This window comes from Paenibacillus sp. TY11, from assembly GCF_059772165.1.
Genome location: NZ_JCBAIQ010000003.1, coordinates 336,888 through 353,311, shown reverse-complemented (window position 1 = coordinate 353,311; position 16,424 = coordinate 336,888). Strand labels below are relative to the sequence as shown.

The 16,424-nt window shown below is 45.5% G+C and carries 11 protein-coding genes and 1 pseudogene; 9 read left to right on the top strand and 3 right to left on the bottom strand.

Going from position 1 to position 16,424, the window contains the following annotated elements; all coding sequences use genetic code 11:
- The first annotated feature begins 71 nt into the window (after positions 1–71).
- Together AC6EJC_RS05795 and AC6EJC_RS05790 are read left to right on the top strand one after the other, a co-directional pair.
- On the top strand, positions 72–986 hold the full coding sequence (locus tag AC6EJC_RS05795) for an AraC family transcriptional regulator (RefSeq protein WP_444953180.1): 915 nt from the start codon (positions 72–74) through the stop codon (positions 984–986).
- A 215-nt stretch (positions 987–1,201) separates the two neighbouring features.
- Positions 1,202–1,627: a MaoC family dehydratase gene (locus AC6EJC_RS05790; protein ID WP_444953145.1), complete on the top strand. Its 426-nt coding sequence runs from the start codon at positions 1,202–1,204 to the stop codon at positions 1,625–1,627.
- A 55-nt stretch (positions 1,628–1,682) separates the two neighbouring features.
- Here the strand turns inward: AC6EJC_RS05790 and AC6EJC_RS05785 are convergent, their stop codons facing one another.
- Together AC6EJC_RS05785 and AC6EJC_RS05780 are read right to left on the bottom strand one after the other, a co-directional pair.
- Positions 1,683–2,153 carry an SDR family NAD(P)-dependent oxidoreductase gene (locus AC6EJC_RS05785; RefSeq protein ID WP_444953144.1) on the bottom strand — a complete coding sequence of 157 codons (471 nt, stop codon included), beginning with the start codon at positions 2,151–2,153 and terminating at the stop codon, positions 1,683–1,685.
- Between the two features lie 619 nt (positions 2,154–2,772).
- On the bottom strand, positions 2,773–3,657 hold the full coding sequence (locus AC6EJC_RS05780) for an AraC family transcriptional regulator (protein ID WP_444953143.1): 885 nt from the start codon (positions 3,655–3,657) through the stop codon (positions 2,773–2,775).
- A gap of 157 nt (positions 3,658–3,814) precedes the next feature.
- On the opposite strand from AC6EJC_RS05780, the gene AC6EJC_RS05775 reads away from it, so the two are divergent.
- Entirely contained in the window at positions 3,815–4,756 is a 942-nt protein-coding gene (locus AC6EJC_RS05775; RefSeq protein ID WP_444953142.1) for a DMT family transporter, read from the top strand.
- 18 nt (positions 4,757–4,774) lie between these two features.
- Positions 4,775–5,107 carry a chaperone CsaA gene (gene csaA / locus AC6EJC_RS05770; RefSeq protein WP_444953141.1) on the top strand — a complete coding sequence of 111 codons (333 nt, stop codon included), beginning with the start codon at positions 4,775–4,777 and terminating at the stop codon, positions 5,105–5,107.
- A 127-nt stretch (positions 5,108–5,234) separates the two neighbouring features.
- Here csaA and AC6EJC_RS05765 read toward each other — a convergent pair.
- Positions 5,235–5,369 (bottom strand): annotated as a pseudogene (locus AC6EJC_RS05765) (IS110 family RNA-guided transposase); the annotation flags it as partial.
- A 648-nt stretch (positions 5,370–6,017) separates the two neighbouring features.
- On the opposite strand from AC6EJC_RS05765, the gene AC6EJC_RS05760 reads away from it, so the two are divergent.
- The 5 genes from AC6EJC_RS05760 (at position 6,018) to AC6EJC_RS05740 (ending at position 16,409) form a co-directional block, all read left to right on the top strand.
- On the top strand, positions 6,018–10,043 hold the full coding sequence (locus AC6EJC_RS05760) for a DUF5695 domain-containing protein (RefSeq protein WP_444953140.1): 4,026 nt from the start codon (positions 6,018–6,020) through the stop codon (positions 10,041–10,043).
- Positions 10,044–10,180: 137 nt separating this feature from the next.
- Positions 10,181–11,479 carry an alpha-glucosidase/alpha-galactosidase gene (locus AC6EJC_RS05755; RefSeq protein ID WP_444953139.1) on the top strand — a complete coding sequence of 433 codons (1,299 nt, stop codon included), beginning with the start codon at positions 10,181–10,183 and terminating at the stop codon, positions 11,477–11,479.
- Positions 11,480–11,492: 13 nt separating this feature from the next.
- Positions 11,493–13,319 (top strand): cache domain-containing sensor histidine kinase, encoded by a 1,827-nt coding sequence (locus tag AC6EJC_RS05750; protein ID WP_444953138.1) that lies wholly within the window; start codon positions 11,493–11,495, stop codon positions 13,317–13,319.
- A 15-nt stretch (positions 13,320–13,334) separates the two neighbouring features.
- Entirely contained in the window at positions 13,335–14,930 is a 1,596-nt protein-coding gene (locus AC6EJC_RS05745; protein ID WP_444953137.1) for a response regulator, read from the top strand.
- A 123-nt stretch (positions 14,931–15,053) separates the two neighbouring features.
- Positions 15,054–16,409: an ABC transporter substrate-binding protein gene (locus tag AC6EJC_RS05740; RefSeq protein ID WP_444953136.1), complete on the top strand. Its 1,356-nt coding sequence runs from the start codon at positions 15,054–15,056 to the stop codon at positions 16,407–16,409.
- Positions 16,410–16,424 lie beyond the last annotated feature (15 nt).

Below are 16,424 nucleotides of genomic sequence, written 5' to 3'. Positions count from 1 at the left end.
GAAAATTTTTTTTAATTATACCTATATTTGATGTTAAAATATAAATATATTGAGGGTGTGATGATTTGCAAATAAAAGATTTCATGATTGACCAAAACTTAAAAGAACTAACTGAGCATCGAACGGTCGTACTACCGGTTGCATGTTACGAAACAACGATTAACCAAAATATACATGGATATATACCACTTCATTGGCATGATGAGATTCAATTTGTTCTGATTGTAAAAGGGAAAGCAATCTTTCAAATAAATGAAGATAAACTAATAGTACGACAAGGTGATGGGATATTTATAAATAGTGGTTGCCTACACATGGCGGAAGAAAAGAATGAATCGGGTTGCGTCTATATCTGTTTAAATGTTTCTCCCCATTTCGTTTTATCGCAAGAGCTTTACACAACCTATGTAACCCCTTATATTCAAGCGACTAATTTACCTTATTTATACATAGACCCTAATGAGCCTTGGGGGAAAAACATTTTAGATGCCGTTTTGAAAATTAACCAATGTATTCAACAAAAATCGCCATACTTTGAAATTGATATCACCATGCATTTAACATTAATTTGGAAAAGTTTAATCATTAATGGTTTTCAATTAGAATACGACCAGATGGAAATGATAAAGAGTCATCGGATCAAGCAAATGTTAAATTGGATATATTTACATTACGCTGAAAAAATCACATTAGATGATATTGCAAGAGCTGGTCAATTGAGCCGTTCTGAATGCTGCCGATATTTCAAACGAATGTTAAAGATAACCCCGTTAAATTATGTAATGGATTATCGAATTCAAAAAAGTTTAGTCTTACTGCAACAATCAGAATCTAACGTTACAGAAGTTGCCTATAAGGTTGGATTTAACAGTACGAGCTATTTTATAGAAAGATTCAGAAAGGCGATGAATATGACACCATTAGCCTACAAAAAATTAACCACGCAGACTCCCAATTCTATCTTAGGAGCGAATCTATTAAAATAAATACCCTCGCCTTCGAACCCCGATGTATCTATAAATGCTTCCCTTGCTCTCCATCTTCTAATTAAATTAGAAGATTTTAATAAAATGAGTATCGACTTGTGGTATTAACCGTCGGACAGAATTTTGTTCTTTTTTAATATGCCTACGGGCAGATTAGCTTAATAAATGATATGCTTAAAAAAGCAGATAAATTGACCAAGAGGAGAGGTACATTTATGCGGTACCATGAATTTTATATCGGACAACTATTTAGAACCAAGTCTTTAACATTAACAAAAGAGGATATTACCAGATTTGCAACGGAGTTTGACCCACAATATATGCATTTGGATGAAGATAAAGCAACGCAGGGAAGATTTAATGGAATCATAGCCTCAGGAATTCAAACGCTAGCAATTTCATTTAAGCTTTGGGTTGAAACGGGTAGTTATGGTGATGATGTCATTGCTGGAACTGCTATGAACAATATTAGATTTATAAAACCTGTGTATCCGGGAGATAAATTACATACAATTGTGGAGGTAACTGCACTTAGAGAGAAACTGGATGAAACAGGAATAGTTACTGTTATGCTGACGACTTTCAATGACAAGGATGAGAAAGTATTTGAAGGTGAATTGTCCGTTTTAGTTAATAAATAAGGTGTATTCAGACAGTAAATATAGAATCTATAGAAGAGAGCCTCCTAATATTAAGTTAATTAGGGAATGTTTCTTCAAAGCGATTCTTTCTTTCGTATAAGTCATACCAAACTTCTGCAATGTAATCAGGACCACCTGCTGTACTCGGCTGTATGAAGGTTCCAATTGATAAATGTCCAACAAATCTGCCTTTTTCTTTTAATTCATTGTGCAGGTTTGTCGCATAGTTGCGAAGGCCCGACATGGCGATTCCAACATTTCCGATAAAAGGCAATGGAAACATGGCAGATAAGCCTGTTGTAAATAGAATCGCCCCTGATGCATTTTTAATCATCTCTGGTACTACTTCGTTGACGGCAAGAATTGCAGGCAACAGATAGCCATTTACTTGTTCTAAGACCTTTCCAGGCGTGGTTTCTAAAACATGTCTGAATTTATCCGGTCCTGCATAAGGGCTAAATTCGAGTACATCAATACGACCGAAATCTTTTTTAGCAGCTTGTAACGCTTCTTTTAGAGCTGCCAAATCCGTGACATCTGCGACATAAAATTCGATAAAGAAAGCATATATCAACTCGTTCTAGCCGTATGCGACTATCATCAACAACCGAATATTCAATGTCGCCGCAGTTATTTAAGTTTAATTCCGCAATTGAAAGCCAAAATGTTAATTGAGTTGAAAAAATATTTATCCAAAAGTTTAGAAATCATATATACAGACACAGAGAAGAGTTTTTATGTACCGATTTATGCCAACATCATCCTTGAAGCTGGTGTATGGACTTCTGGGAAAGTATCATTTGACCAAGAGATAATAGCAAAGAAAGTCTCATTATTAGTATTAGGAGGATAACAGTTTTGTTTGATAAGCTCTACAATTTCCTTTTTATGCAACTCTCCTGAGTGTTTGTTCAGTTACATTAAAGTTGGTTCCTGATTTACAAAAAGCGGTTGTCCTATTTTAGGATGACCGTTTTTTTAGTTGCTGAATTAATTACTGGCGTTATAACAGAACAAAACCTACATATAGTCGTGGAAGGGGCAGGTATTAAGATAACGGGACACTATAGCGTAGCTTAACAGTCTACCGACAGATTGGCTGCCTTTTTGAACTAAATGGCATTATACCTTTGGTACTTCACTCCTTAATCAATGGTAAATTTCCGGAATTCTCTGGGGGTTTTTTTATGACGTTTTTTAAATGACTGAATGAAGTGATTTGCATCATTAAAGCCCACTCTGTGGGCTATTTCGGTTATTGTATAATCTGTTGAGATTAATAACTCGCTGCTTTTCTTGATACGGTACTTAATTAAGTAGTCGTAAGGTGTCATATGAATTGTTCTCTTAAAACTCCGAGTACATTCCGAAACACTTAGATGTGCTACATCAGCAATCTCTTGCAGTGTTATATTATTTGAGTAGTTCTGATGGATGAAGCTGAGCATTAATTGAAGTCTTTCTTGTTGCAGCTTTAAGTATTTAGGTGCTTCCTCAGAAGAGAGCGAAATGTTAGAAATTAAGGTAAACCATAATTGTACAGTTTTGATAGAAACCTCATATTCCCACCCCCAGTTTTTTTTCATATCAAATTTCTTTTTCATATCCCAAAGCATTTCTAGTACATGACTTTCCCATTCAACTTCTCCCTTAATTACTAGTGACACTAAGGAAGAGTTTGTATAAGGTAGTACATAATTTTTTTCCATGGCACTATCTGCGTAGAAGGCCAGCAGCTTCTCAGGAAAATTAAAACTGACATATTGACCGTTATGTGTCAGGTTCGTAGTAACATGAAGGATGCCCCTATTAATTAAAATTGCCTGACCTGTTTCTAATTCATGATCAATCCCATTAACTTGTATAACTAGTTTTCCTTTAGTAACCAAAGTGATTTGTAGTTCCTCATGCCAATGTAAATCGTTAAATCCTCTACCTTCAGGAATACTTCTATGAATAGTATGGGTGTACATGATGTATGGAAATGAAACATCGGGATATAAAATGGTCTCGTGCAATTGTTTTTCCATTTTAGCGAAGTCCTTTCTGATGACGATATTTCTATATAAATTAAGGATATAGTTACACAAATAAAATAAAAATGGTGATATTATTATATCAGATCTTCGGCTTATCATTACAATCCTGTGCACAGACGATTGGATAAGACATCTTGGAGGCGTACATGTGAAATTAAATCAATCGTCGTTACCGTTTCATCCGTATGTTTTGCTTTTAATCAGCATACTGTCTGTTTCTATCTCATCCATCATGATAAAATCCTCAGATACTCCAACCTCTGTGGCTGGGATGTACAGATTGTATATATCAGTAATCATTATGCTTCCTTTTGTACCTTGGAAAACTCTCCGATCCTCAGAGATGAACAAAAAAGATTGGAGTACCGTTTTTTTAGCTGGTCTATTTCTCGGGTTATACTTCTTATTTTGGATGGAATCTTTAGTATATACCTCAGTTGCGAGTTCCATGGTCATCTTATCATTACAACCTTTATTTGTAATGATTGGTTCATATTTTATGTTTAGAGAACGAACTAACATATTAACAATTCTTTGTTTGATTGCTGCTCTTTTAGGTTCAGTAATTATAGCTTGGGGAGACATCGGGGTTTCGCGGGAGGCGTTAATAGGAGATGGATTATCCTTATTAGGAACAATCTTGGTCTCAGCATATATGCTGGCAGGACAAAAAGTAAGTCACAAAATAGACACAAATTTATACAGTGTTATTGTTTTTTTTCTAGGTGGGAGCGTCATGCTAGTCTACAGTTTGTTAAATAATATCACATTGATAGAATATGACTCTTCGGATTGGACATATTTCTTTTTACTTGCAGTAATCCCAACTATTTTTGGGCAGTATATTTTTAATCTGTTGTTAAAATCTATAGGTGCAACTACTGTTTCTGTAGGTATTATTGGAGAGCCTGTTTTAGCCATCATTCTTGCCTACGTATTCTTAAGTGAAACAATCTCTATATCTCAATTCACAGGCGGAATAATGACTTTATTCGGTATGGGGATGTATTTTTGGGCAAAATCTTTAAACTATGCAGTTGTTAAACATAAAAATGTAACTGATTATTTGCGAAATTTAAAAAAGCAGTAGGAGAGGGAGAATGTTAAAATGGCAACGATTGATGATTTTTTGCAACTCGATATTCGTGTTGGAACAATTATAAAAGCTGAGTTTTTTGCAGAAGCAAAAGTACCTGCTATTAAACTTGAAATTGATTTTGGACAAGATATCGGAATTAAAACATCGAGTGCCCAAATCACAAAAAGGTATACAGCTGAAGAAATTATAGGTGAACAAATAATAGGTATAGTCAACTTTCCTCCTCGACGTATAGCAGGCTTTAAATCAGAGGTATTAGTCCTTGGGGGAATACCCGAGAAGGGGGATGTAGTTCTATTGAAACCGGATATTATACTATCTGATGGAACACCTATTGGGTGAGTTTAATCAGTGTAAATATCTATAAGGTAAAGTATTAAAAGGGCGGAGGCGGTAGCTGGGAATTGTAGTATCACCCATATTATTCCATATATACACCTCTCCACTTCGCCCTCGCGATTCTCACTCCCATGATGGATTTCATTTTCTTAAGCTTCTTTGCTTCAACGTTGAAGTGATGCAAAGCTCGGATGACCATACACATCGTCATGAGATAGAGGAAACGACGGAGACGAGAACGGCCACGTTTGCTAAGCGCCATTTTCCGGACTTGCTCTCTATCTAAATTTTCTGTCTCTCCATCAATCTGTAATCTTAATTCAGATCAATCTGCCACATCTTTGTTGATTGCCGATCTAACGGTATGGATGCAGCCCATTTCCATAAAATTCTCGCTTGTTTATGACCATGATATACTCCATTCCTTTTGAGTTGATGTGTTCGACTTGTTCTATTCCTCCTTGTTACTCTGTCCTTTGCAGTTCCACTACCGCCTCAATTCCCAAAAAAGGGCGATGACTTTACGGCGGTTGGTCAGCGGAACGGGCAGAATTGTTCTGAAGAAGCGTAAGCGTTCGGCTAAAAGCTTTCCGAAGGAAAGCTCGTATCGTAAGCATAAGCTATCCTCTGATTTTCACCTTAAAATTCCTATTCTAAATAAAAAAATCCCGTTACAACAGCGATCGGAAGAACAATCTGCACGCGTAGCGCTCCTCTCCCCACCGTAACTCTGTCCCCATTCAGGTTGAAATCCTATATAAATCGGTTGAAAATGTTGATTTTACCAATGGACAAGGATTTGTACAATGGAGTTGTAACGCTTACATTTCCAAGGAGGTTGCGGCGAAATGAAGAGACTTCAGGTGATTGGCAAGCAAATCAGGACCCCAAGATCCAAAAGGAGGCCGTGTTGATGAAATTTAAGGGAATATTGGCGGCATTTTTGTTTTCAACTGCTGTGTCTGTGCTGTTTGGGACGCATATGGCAGAGGCCCATGAACTATCCAATGACAAGCTGACGATTCAGACAGGCGAGCATGGCGAAATTTCATCCATCCGTATCAAGGGAGATGCTTTCCCGACAGAGTACGTGATGAACGCAACGGTGACACCTGAGCAGAACACCGCAGATCACCAATGGCTGGGGGAGCTGATGTTCACGTACCGACTGGATGGAGGCAGCTGGACGAAGGCATGGACGAACAAGTCGGCAGATGCACGTAAGATCACGACCAGTGGCAACCGTGTCACGGTCACGTACGAGAATTCAAGTAACGCAGAAGGCATACGCAATTTTAAAGTCATTGAAACGTATTCGGCAGAGTCGAATGGTTCGGTGCTGTGGAATATACAGGTACAGAATACAAGTGGCAAAAAATTGGAGATTGGCGATTTCGGTCTGCCTCTGCCTTTTAATGAGCAGTGGACCAACGGTGATGCGATTTACGAAACCAGAGTCGTGACGCATTCCTTTGTCGGCAATAACAGCTCCTATATTACAGCTGGACGTCCCAGCGGCATTGGTTCTTCATTGCTACTGATTCCTGACTCCTCAACAGGTGCAGGTTTTGAGTATCAGGATCACTGGCGGGATGAGGAACATCCAGGCAGTAAATGGGCCTGGAACCCGGCCAACGAAGGAAAATGGCTGGAGGGGTTGAATGTATTTTATATTCATTCCAATGTAATTAAGTCCACAAACCGTGGATATTTACCCAACACCAGCTTGATCCTGAATCCCGGTCAAAGCCGCAATTATGGTTTTAAATTTCTGGCGGTGAAGGACGAGCATGATGTAAAAGATACGTTGTACCAAGAAAACTTGGTGGATACTACGGTTGTACCGGGCATGATCGTGCCTACGAATCAAAAGGCGAAGGTGGACCTGCGCTCCAAGCAGGCGATCAGCAAAGTGACCTATCCAGATGGAACCGTCATTCCACAGACGGATAGCAAGGCTGGTGGGCACCACATTTATGAGCTGAAATTTACTAAGCTGGGCCCGAACTTCATAACGGTAGAATACGGCAACGGCAACAAAACGGTTTTACAATTCTATGCCATCGAGCCGATTGATCAGGCGCTGCAACGGCACGCTACATTTATGGTCGATAAAACCCAGTGGAATGTGCCGGGGGATCTGCGTGATAAAGTCTTTGACGATTGGATGATGCACACCAAATCCAAACGCAACATTTTCAATGGTTATTGGGGCTGGGGGGATGACTGGGGTCTGACGCACGGACAGTTCCTGGCTGAGAAAAATACACTGTCTCCAGTCGCCAAAGAGGTGCGGGCAGTAGACGATTATTTGGAGACGGCGATCTGGACGAATCTGATGAACGGACATCATGAGGATTATTTAATTCATGATTTCTTGATGCCGGAACCGAACGATACACCGACCTATCGAGGGTATGCGTATCCGCATGTATACAACACGTATTTCAGCATGTACAAGATTGCGAAGGAATACCCGGATCTTGTGACTTACAAACATCCGAAGGAAACATATCTGCTGCGGGCGTATAACATTTTCAAAGCGTTGTATGAAGGACCAGTCGCGTACAACTGGGAAACGGGCCTGATGGGCGAACTGACCACGCCGGATATTATTCAGGCACTTCATGATGAAGGCTATGATGATGAAGCGAACGATCTCAAAGAAAAAATGGATCGCAAATATAACAATTTTAAAAATACAAAGTATCCTTACGGCTCTGAATACAGCTATGACAATACAGGGGAAGAGGCTGTATATACGTTAGCCAAGCAGAATATAGATACAGAAGGCGAGCAAAATAAAGCCCTGGAAATGATGAGTAAAATTAATGCCAAAACCCGTGCGTCACGCGGTCATATGCCGGTATGGTACTACTATACCGATCCGGTGACGATTACCGGGGAGAACTGGTTTAACTTCCAGTACACGACTTCGCTTGCGGGATATGCGATGGATGACTGGATACGGCATCATGAGGACAATCACCGTGAGGAACAACAACGGCTGTCCTATGCTGCTAAAATTGCCAATGTCGGAGCGATTAACTCCGGACAAATCAGCTCGGACCCTGAGAACATCGGGGCGGTCGCATGGACGTATCAAGCGGAAAAAGGCAATAACGGAACGAACGGCACCGGCGGCGGTAAAAATGTTCCGCTCTTTAACGGCTGGCGCGGCATGAGCGGTGAGGCTGACCTCGGATTGTTTGGTGCGCTCAAAACGTTAAGCGCCGATATCGCGATGGATCCCATTTTCGGATTGACGGGCTACGGTGCAGAGGTGAGCAAAAGCGGTAACGTGTATACGATCAAGCCGCTGGACGGCCTGTTCAAACGGGTCAATCTGATCACAGAAAAGCTGTATATCGAGCTGGAGAAGGATCAATATACAGAAGCCAAGCTGGCAACATCCAAGGATTATGTATGGTTCCAACTGAAAAATCAAACGCCGGGCCAAGCCCATTCCACGTACGTTACATTCGATGGCTTGAAGAAAGGAACGTATTTGGTTAAAGTGGGCGGGCAATCGCAAGGTAAATTTAATGCGTATGCGCCTTCCAACAAGCTTAAATTGGAAATTGGAACAGCATCCTCCTACACGGTAGAGCTAACACCGACCACACCTGATCCGAACAAAGCGCCTGTCGTAGATGCAGGTAAAACTTCCAAGGTAAAGCTGCCGGATCAGATCATTCTGAAAGGCACGGCCACGGATGATGGACTTCCACAAGGTAAGGTGACGAGCGAGTGGAGTCTGGTTGAAGGACCACAGAACGCGAAGGTTACATTCAGCAGCAAAACAACACTACGTACGAAGGTGGACGTTTCCGAATCAGGAACGTATATATTCAAGCTAACAGCTAGCGATTCCCAGTTGACAGCGGACGCTAAAGTTACGGTAATAGCTGAACCGGCGGCACCGTTACCTGAACAGCTTGCAGTTTACAAGTTTGACGAAACAAGCGGTGCTCTTGCTGCGGATTCATCAGACAGCGGCAATGATGCTACCGTTAAGGGAACCGTTGCATGGGCTGCGGGTAAAACAGGCAATGCTGTCAGCCTGAACGGCAAGGACAGCTATGTGCAGCTCCCGGCGGGCATAGTCAGTCGGGCACAGCAATTGACCGTATCCGGCTGGGTCAAAGCGAACAGCCTGAACGATTATGTGCGGATTTTTGACTTCGGCTCCGGGACGAATGAATATATGTTCCTGACGCCTAAAGCTGGAAATACCATGTTGTTTGCCATTACCAACCAAGGTAACGGGCAGGGACAGGAGCAGACGATTGAAGGCCCAGTACTGCCGACAGGCGTATGGAAGCATGTTACGGTCACGCTTTCGGGTTCCACAGGTATCCTGTACGTGGATGGAAAAGAAGTGGGACGCAATACCAACCTGACCTTGAATCCTACCAGTCTGGGTCAGACCAAAAATAACTTTATCGGCAAATCTCAGTACCCTGATCCATACTTCGACGGCCTGGTGGATGAATTCCGTATCTACAGCCGTGCTTTGAATGCTTCCGAGGTGGCAGGCCTGGCCTCTGGTACAGCACAGAGCCTGACGGCAACTGAGAAAATCACCGCTTTAAAAGAAGTAAATGTAACGACTCATGTGGGTGAACAACCGGAACTGCCAAGTGTAGTGGAAGCAACGTATGGAGAAGGCTCTACCAAATGGGTAGCTGTAGAGTGGGAAAATATTGATCCTGCACAATATGCTTCTCCAGGTTCATTTGAATTGAAGGGCAATGTAGAAGGAACAGAGTTGAAGGCCATTGCGAAAGTTATTGTCATCGAAGCGGGGGCTGCAGTTCAATCGGAAACTCCGGTTAGCCCGGGGACTCCAGTACCCCCAGCAACTTCAACAACCCCACTAACACCTGTCATCCCGGCTCCGTCCATCAGTTCCGCTAGATCAGCGGGGGGATCCTGAGTGGGAGGCAACAACGCATAGTCATGGCCTAACATTTCCCATCGTCACTTTCTTCCTGCAAAGGGGAGAGTGGCGGTGGGTATCCTTGCATTTGGAGTGCAAAGCTGCGAACAAAAAATGTGAATGGGGGACAAAGTATGAGCAAGATTACATTTCTGGGTGCAGGCAGTACGGTATTTGCTAAAAATGTGCTTGGCGATTGTATGTTGACGCCTGCTTTACAGGGCTTTGAGCTGGCATTGTTCGATATTGACCCCGTAAGGCTGAAAGATTCGGAAAATATTTTATCCAATTTGAAAAAAACGACAGGGAGCACCTGTGTGATCCGCTCCTACACCGACCGCAAGGAAGCGCTGCGTGGAGCGACATATGTGGTGAACGCCATCCAGGTGGGCGGCTATGATCCGTGTACGATTACGGATTTTGAAATTCCCAAAAAATACGGTCTGCTCCAAACGATTGCCGATACGGTCGGCATTGGCGGCATTTTCCGCAATTTACGTACGATTCCGGTGATGCTCGATTTTGCGGCAGATGTGCGCGAGGTGTGCCCGGATGCATGGTTTCTCAACTACACGAATCCGATGGCAGTGCTGACGAATGTGATGAACGTATATGGCGGTGTCCGTACGGTAGGGCTATGCCATAGCGTGCAGGCGTGTATACCGGAACTGTTCAAAAGCCTCGGGCTGGAGCAGGAAGGTGTGAAGGCGAAAATCGCAGGCATCAATCATATGGCGTGGCTGCTCGAAGTAAGCAAGGACGGTGTGGATTTGTATCCTGAGATTAAAAAACGGGCCGCCGCCAAGCAGCAGGAAAAGCATCATGATATGGTTCGCTTTGAAATGATGCTGAAATTCGGCTATTACATTACAGAATCGTCCGAGCATAACGCGGAGTATCATCCGTATTTTATCAAACGGGCATACCCTGAGCTGATTGAACGCTTCAATATTCCTTTGGATGAATACCCGCGTCGTTGCGTGAGCCAGATTGAACGATGGGAAACGATGCGTGAGGAGCTTTTGGGCAATCAGGATCTGCGCCATGAACGGTCGAACGAATATGCTTCTTATATATTTGAGGCGATCGAAACGGATCAGCCTTTTGCCATTGGCGGCAATGTGATGAATACAGGTTTAATTACAAATCTGCCGAAGGAAGCATGTGTGGAGGTACCTTGTCTGGTGAATCGTAACGGGGTTACGCCGACCTTTGTCGGGGATTTGCCACCCCAATGCGCTGCACTGAACCGGACGAACATTAATACCCAGCTGTTGACGATTGAAGCAGCGATAACCGGAAAAAAAGAGCACATCTATCACGCCGCTATGCTGGACCCGCACACATCAGCCGAGCTGTCCATGGATGATATCGTTTCTCTGTGTGATGACCTGATCGCAGCGCACGGGGCATGGCTCCCAGCCTATGTGTAAGGGAGGCAGATGAATGGGAGGCCGTGGTCGTCAAAAGTTTACCGGGATTCCTACGATTCGTGGGAAATTCATTGTATTGACGCTGGTGCTCACCGTCATTCCGATGGTGGTGCTGACCTTTACTTTTTACCGGATCGCGGCCCATTCACTTGGTGAGAAGTCGGAAGCGCTAGCTATGCAATCCCGGCAAATGAGTGAAAATTACGTCAATGCGACGCTCTCTGATTTGAATGATCTGACCAATGCCATTCTCGGCAATCCTGATGTGCAATCCACGCTGGAGACCAAGCCGGAAGATGATTATGAATACTTACGGAACGATGAAACACTCAGCATGGTCGTCCGTACGCAAACCCAGACCAAGCCGTATATCACGTCCTCTCTCATATATGCCGCCAATGGCGGGCTCAAGCATTCTCTCTATCAGGGGAATGTTTCAGTCCGTTTTGGCGGCCTTCCTACATTAGAGGAAGCACGTGTGTACTATCGCCGCCTGCTCGCCGAGCGGCCCATGATGTGGATGGCTCATTCGCCGTTTGAATCAGGGCGCGGGATGGCGGAGGATCGCATTTATGTCGGGAAGCTGCTTCGAAAAACGACTGGAGACTATGCACCACTCGGATTTTTACTGCTGGAAATCGACAAGGCCAGTCTGTTTCGGGGGCTTGCTTTTCATGAAACAGACGGCAATACCCAGATGTGGGTGCTGGATCAGGAGGGCGAGCCTGTATACCGATTGCCGGAGCAGGGCGTTGCGGACAAGTCGCTATTGCGACAGATTGCCAAATCCGCTGTGGATAGACCCGTGCTTACGAAGGACTGGAGAACATGGAACGGGCGCCAGGTGATGATCTCCTACGGCCCGTTAAATGAAGGACAGTGGACGCTGCTGCAAAAAGTAGATCAGTCCGTGCTGTTCGAGGATGCGCGGAAAATCGGTGCCTGGAGCATCTGGACCTTTTTGATTGCATTAGTGCTGGGCTGGATGCTGTCTTATCGGCTGAGTGACACGATTCGTCGGCCTCTGCTTCAGTTGAGCCGATTAATGGCGGTGGATGGGAGTGTGAGCCCCACAGGCTCAGCCAAAGCTTTCGAAGCTCCTACTCCCGTTGTTTTTAATCCTAAGGATGAAGTAGGGCAGATCGGGGAGCGTTTTCTTCATATGATGCAAAAAAATCATGAGCTGTACGGGCAGGTTTACGAAGCGTTGCTATCGCGTAAGCAAGCGGAGTTTCGCGCGCTTCAGGCGCAGATTAATCCACATTTTTTGTACAATACGTTGGAGTCGCTCAAGGGAATGGCATTGGCGAATGGGCAACGGGATATGGCAGAGGTAATCGGTGCCTTCGGTAAATGTTTTCGCATCTCGCTAAGTTATGGGCGCGAGCAAATTAGTTTGGGGCAGGAAGTCGAGCATGTAAGCGCCTATGTGAGGGTGCAGCAGTTCAGGTTCCGGAATTCGTTCGAGTGGATTTGCGAGGTGGAGGAGGATATTTGCGGGTTTTATGTACCCAAACTTATCCTCCAGCCGCTCGTCGAAAATGCCATTTACCACGGCTTAAAAGGGCGCACCGACCGTGGATATATCATGTTATCCGGTACAAGGGAAGGTGATGCGTTGCGTTTGACGGTCAGTGATGATGGGGGCGGTATTGGAGCCGAGCGTCTGAACGATATCCGGAAGTCGCTCGATGCTGAGCGGGGGAGTGCCATTGGCTTTGGCCTGCGCAATGTACATGAACGTCTTCGACACTATGGTCCGCAATATGGACTGTCCGTGACAAGCGAGCAGGGTCAGTATACCTCGGTTACCTTACTGGCACCGATTCGAACCGAATAAGAAAGGGGGGATGGCATGTACCGGCTGCTGATTGTGGACGACGAATATCATATTCGGGAAGGACTGAAGCTGATGGTGGCGGAAAGTGGCCTGTCAGTGGAAGTCAGTGATGTGGCGGGTGACGGCGCAACGGCATTACGTTTGTATATGGAGCGGCGACCGGACATGATTTTACTGGATATTAATTTACCGGATATGAGTGGACTAGACATAGCAAAAACCATTCGGGAAAAGGATCAGCAGACTCCGTTATTATTCCTGACAGGGTACGAATCTATGACGTACATTCGTCAGGCGGTTTCGCTTCAAGCGGTCGATTATTTGCTCAAGCCGGTGACGAGCGGGGATTTTGAAGCGGCTTTGAGGCGCGCTGAGGATCGCATTGCGCAATGGAGAAGAAGCGAGGAGGAAGCCATTCACCGTCATCGTTCATTGGAGCCATTGTACAGGGAGCATCTGCTGCTGGATCTGCTCCAGCAGCGGCGCCCCTCAGCTGAGGTCATTCGAGAGATGGACGAGCTGGAGTTTTTCGGCGAGACGAGTGGGCCGCCTTATACCGTGCTGTGCTGCGAGCTGGAGGAAGCCTCGCAGCAGGAAGCAGCAGCTGCCACTAGCGAGCCGCAGGGTTCCATGCATAGAAGCAGCCATGTATTCGTCGAGTTGGCTTGGGAAGCTGCGGCAGCAGCCGGGGCGAAGGCGCACGGAGCGGCAGTTTCCCGCGATCGGCGTGTTGTGCTGCTGGCGGCAGCATCTTGCAGGGCGGCGGAGCGGACGGCACAGCAGATCCGGCAGGCAGTGCAGGAACGATTGAACCGGTCGGTATCCATCGGGATTAGCCGTCCCGTAGAACGGATGGAGCAACTTCCCGAAGCATATGAGGAAGCTGTGCAGGCGGCGGAGCATCGAGGTTGGGTGGGCTATAGCCAGATCATCCCCTATGAGAGCATTCAGGCGACCGAGTCGAACAGCAGTCATTTGCTGGAGAAGGAACTGCTGATGATTACGGAAATTCGAGCTGGCAATGATGCTGCCGTACATGCGATTTTACAGGAATGGTCAGGACAATTGGCAGGGTTGCCCGTCAAGCAGGTAAAAATGATCGTCACTCAGCTTGTTCTGTTCGTCATGCGGATCGTTCAGAGCGATGCATCTGTAGGACAAACGTCCATACAGGAGCAGGACCCGTTGTTGGAGCTGTCCCGATTACGGCATGGGCCCGAGATGATTGACTATGTATCGCGCTATTTTGTCCGGGTGGGTCGCCACGTCCGGGAATCGCGTGAGAAGGGGATTCCGCGCAAATTCCAACGGGCCAAGGAATGGATTCGTGAGCATCTTCAGGAGGATGGCGGTCTGAACCATCTTGCGGCTTACATGAATATGAGCCCCAAATATTTGAGTGCCCGTTTCAAGCAGGTTACAGGTGAAAGCTTCGCCGACTACCAGACGCGAGTTCGCTTCGAGCGAGCCCGAGAACTGCTGCTGGACCCCAATCGCAAGGTGGCGGAGGTGGCAGAGATTGTGGGATTCGCAGATACGAACTATTTTAGCATTGCCTTCAAAAAGCATACCGGACTGACCCCGACGGAGTTTCGTAAAACATTTTTGTAAACGCGCTGTTAAAAAAATCATACCAAAACAAAGAGAGTCTGGAGTCGTTGGGTGGTCGGCTCTAGGCTCTCGGCGCATAATAGGCTTGTAAGGAGAAACCAGTTCAGGAAGGGGCCGGTTGATTTGCTGAAACGAAGGTTACGGACATGGATGGCTCTCGTGATGGCTGCGATGTTGACAGGGCTGACGGCTTGCAGTGGTAACGCTGGCGAACCGGTTAACCCCAATGCGGTCGAACTCAAGTTCATGTACTGGGGAAGTAATGACGAGAAGCAGGCGATGGAAAAAATGATTCAAAGCTTTAATGCATCCCACCCGAACATCCGAGTGAAGGGCGAGCATGTCCCTGGTGACTATACGACGAAAATTAACACGTTAATGGCTGCCAATCAGCTTCCTGATATCGCCTACCTGGGCGATTCGCTCACGATGAAGTGGGCAAGTGAAGGCAGACTCCTGGATTTATCCTCCTATTATGACGAATATCCCGAATTAAAAAACAAGCTCAAATCCTCCTATCTCTATAGCGAACCCGGCAAGTCTATCGGCAATTACACCGCATTGGAAGTGATGCAGTTATTTTACAACAAGGAGTTGTTTACAGAAGCAGGGGTACCCGTCCCTCCGGCTGATCCTCAAAAAGCGTGGACATGGGATGAATTTCTGGAAATTGCCAAAAAGCTGACCAAGGATCAGAACGGCAAGCATCCGGGGGACAGCGGATTTGATCCGAAAAGTATTGTGCAATACGGCTTTGCCTTCGGCAACGACCGCAGCTCCTGGGGACCGCTTTTGGCGAGTAATGGCGGAGGTTTGACCGACAAAACAGGCAAGAAGTACACCCTGAACAGTCCTGAGTCGGTGGAGGTTTTTCAGAAGCTGCAGGATCTGGTTTTCAAGGAGCATGTTTCTCCTGATTTGATCCAGCAGCAGGACATGCCGTCCAACACGATTCGGCTTCAGACGAGAAAAGTCGCCATGGTGGTGGACGGGACATGGTCCCTGCTCGATTTTTCGAACAATAAGCAACTGCAATGGAGTATCGGCGTTCTGCCAAAGCTAAAAGAGCCCAAGACGATGATCGTTGCGGGAGCCACGGTCATTTTCCAGAGCACCAAACATCCGAAGGAAGCGCTCGAATTTTATTTGTACCATAACAATCCCGAAAAGGTAGACTTGTTCAAGTCCGGTCTGTGGATGCCTATCGAGGAAAAATATTATACCGATGAGCAGGCCATCCAGTCATGGACGAATAATGCTGCACATCCACCGGAATTTCAGAAGGCAGGCATCGAGTATGCCAGAGATTATGCAATCAAGCCGTCAACTTCTACCCTTCGCAACTGGCCTGATATCGGTTCCAAGCTGACCCCGGGGCTGGATCTGATCTGGACGAACAAGAAGACGCCGCAGCAGGCGCTGGATGAGCTGGAACCCATCATTCAGCCATTGCTTCAAGGAGTATACCCGGATGAATAATGCGGCAGGACAGCT